This is a genomic window from Pseudomonas sp. K5002 (assembly GCF_013386655.1).
GTDB lineage: Bacteria > Pseudomonadota > Gammaproteobacteria > Pseudomonadales > Pseudomonadaceae > Aquipseudomonas.
This window is the reverse complement of the sequence record NZ_JACARK010001062.1, coordinates 1-2,432: the sequence shown is the minus strand read 5'-3', so window position 1 is coordinate 2,432 and position 2,432 is coordinate 1. Positions and strand designations below refer to the sequence as shown.

General features: G+C 64.1%; 1 protein-coding gene and 1 pseudogene. Both read right to left on the bottom strand.

The features are described from left to right. Positions 1 to 2,226: phosphoenolpyruvate--protein phosphotransferase (gene ptsP / locus HX846_RS33185; protein WP_178967046.1), on the bottom strand; the 2,226-nt coding region annotated here is incomplete at its 3' end. Positions 2,227 to 2,262: 36 nt separating this feature from the next. Then, positions 2,263 to 2,432 (bottom strand): annotated as a pseudogene (locus HX846_RS33180) (iron dicitrate transport regulator FecR); the annotation flags it as partial.

Here is a 2,432-nt window from a genome sequence, read left to right as displayed (position 1 = left end):
CGGGTGCATGGCATCGACCCGGGCGGCGAGGCCGGCGTGGTCGCGGTCCATGGCGAGGGTGTACTGGGACAGGTCATTGGTGCCGATGGACAGAAAGTCCGCGTGCTCCGCCAGTTGTTCGGCCATCAGCGCCGCCGCGGGCACTTCGATCATCACCCCCAGTTCCGGGCGTTGGGTCAGTTCCAGCTCGGCGCACAGTTCATCGAGGCGCTGGCGAATGTGCAGCAGTTCGTCGACTTCGCTGACCATTGGCAGCAGGATGCGGCAACGTTCCAGCGGGCTGACCTGGAGAAGGGCACGCAGTTGCTGGTCCAGCAGTTCCGGGCGTACCTGGGCCATGCGAATGCCCCGCAGGCCCAGCACCGGGTTGGTCTCGAACGGCAGCGGCAGGTAGTCGAGTTGCTTGTCGCCGCCGACGTCGATGGTGCGGATGATCACTGATTTGTCGCCCATGGCATCCAGTACGGCTTGGTAGGCCTGGCGCTGCTCTTGCTCGTCGGGCGCGCTGCGGCGGTCGACGAAGAGAAATTCTGTGCGCAGCAGGCCGACGCCATCGGCGCCATTCTCGAAGGCCAGTTGGGCTTCGACGCTGGAGGCGACATTCGCGGCCACTTCAATACGCACGCCATCCTGAGTGCTGGCGGTGCCTTGAGCCTCCGCGTGCTGCTGTTGGCGCCGCAGTTTCTGTGCATCGCGCAACTGGTGAACATGGGCGTGGCGCGCATCATCCGGCGTCAGCTCCAGGCGGCCGTTGGCGGCATCCAGCACCACGCGCTGGCCTTGGGGCACATCAAGCAATTCAGTGCCCAGTGCAACCACGCACGGCAAGCCTTTACCCCGCGCCAGAATCGCCACATGAGACGTCGCGCCGCCTTCGGCCATGCAGATACCGGCGGCGTGTTGATTGCTCAGTTGCAGCAGATCCGATGGGGTCAGCTCATGGGCCGAGACGATAGCGCCGGCCGGCAAATCAAAATTCCAGGCCTCGCCCAGCAACGCCCGCAGCACGCGTTGCTGCAAGTCGCGCAGGTCGTTGGCGCGTTCGGCGAACAGCGGTTTACCCAGTGCCAGCAGCACCGCGCATTGGGCCTGGATCGCATCGCGCCAGGCGTGAGTGGCGGCGCTGCCCTGTTCGATGGCGGCGGTGGCGGCCTCCAGCAACGTAGGGTCTTCCAGCAGGGCCAGGTGGGCGGCGAAGATCTCTTCTTCCTCCACATCCTTGCGCAGACGGGCCTGGTCCAGGGTGTGGCGGATTTCGCTACGCACCTGTTCCAGGGCACTGTCCAGGTGCTGCAATTGTTCATCCGGCACGTTGTTGCCCGGGTCCACCGGCAGCTCGATTCCGTTCAGGCGGAACAACGGGCCGCAGACCAACCCCGGCGCGGCACACACGCCTTGCAGTACTCCGGCTTCGGTATTCGCGCGGCGTGGGGCGACGGCCACTGGAGCGTGATGCGCTTCGCCAACTTCCACCGACAGCGCAGCGATCAGTGCTTGCAGCGCGGCTTCACAATCCTTGCCACGACAGGTGACCTGCACCTCGTCCTGCTCACCAATCCCCAGGCCCATCAAGCCGATCAGGCTGTCGCACGAAGCCGACTTGCCAGCGAAATGCAGCTGCGACTGGCTGCTGAATGCCTGTGCAGTCTTGCGGATCAAGGCAGCGGGGCGCGCATGCAGGCCGCCACGATGGGTGATGCGAATAGTCGCGCTGGCTTCGGTGACCGACTCATCAATCACTTTCGCTGCACCGGCCAACCGTGCAACCACATGCAGCAGCGGCTCGCCGACCTTCACTGTTTTCAAGGTGATCGGCCGTAGCTCAAACAGCTCGCTGTTGGTCAGGATGATCAGGCTGACCAGGCTTTTGCACTGCCGCGCAATCAGGTCCAGGTCAAACTGGACCAGTGCCTGGCCCTTGCTGACCCGCGCACCTTGCTTGACCAGCAGCGCAAAGCCTTCGCCATTCAATTCCACCGTGTCGATGCCCACGTGCATCAGCAATTCAGCGCCATTATCGGCGCGAATGGTCAGCGCATGCCCGGTGCGGGCGACGTGGATGATCACGCCATCACACGGCGCGTGCAGGCAATCGTTGAGCGGGTCGATGGCAATGCCGTCGCCCATGGCGCCACTGGCGAACACTTCGTCGGGAACGTCGCCCAGGGTCAGCACCGGCCCACTGAGGGGAGCGCTGAGGGTGAGGTCTTTATTATTGTGGGACATGGGCACGGTACTCATCAGGAAAACGCTGCAATCAACTCAGTGGGTGCGGGTCACTTTGCTCAAGTGACGCGGTTGGTCCGGGTCCATGCCCCGGGCCTCTGCCAAACCGGCGGCCATCACGTAGAAACTCTGGATCGCCAGGATCGGGTCCAGGGCCGGGTGTTCGGCGCGGCTCAGAGTCAGGTCGCGCTCGGCGATGTCATCGG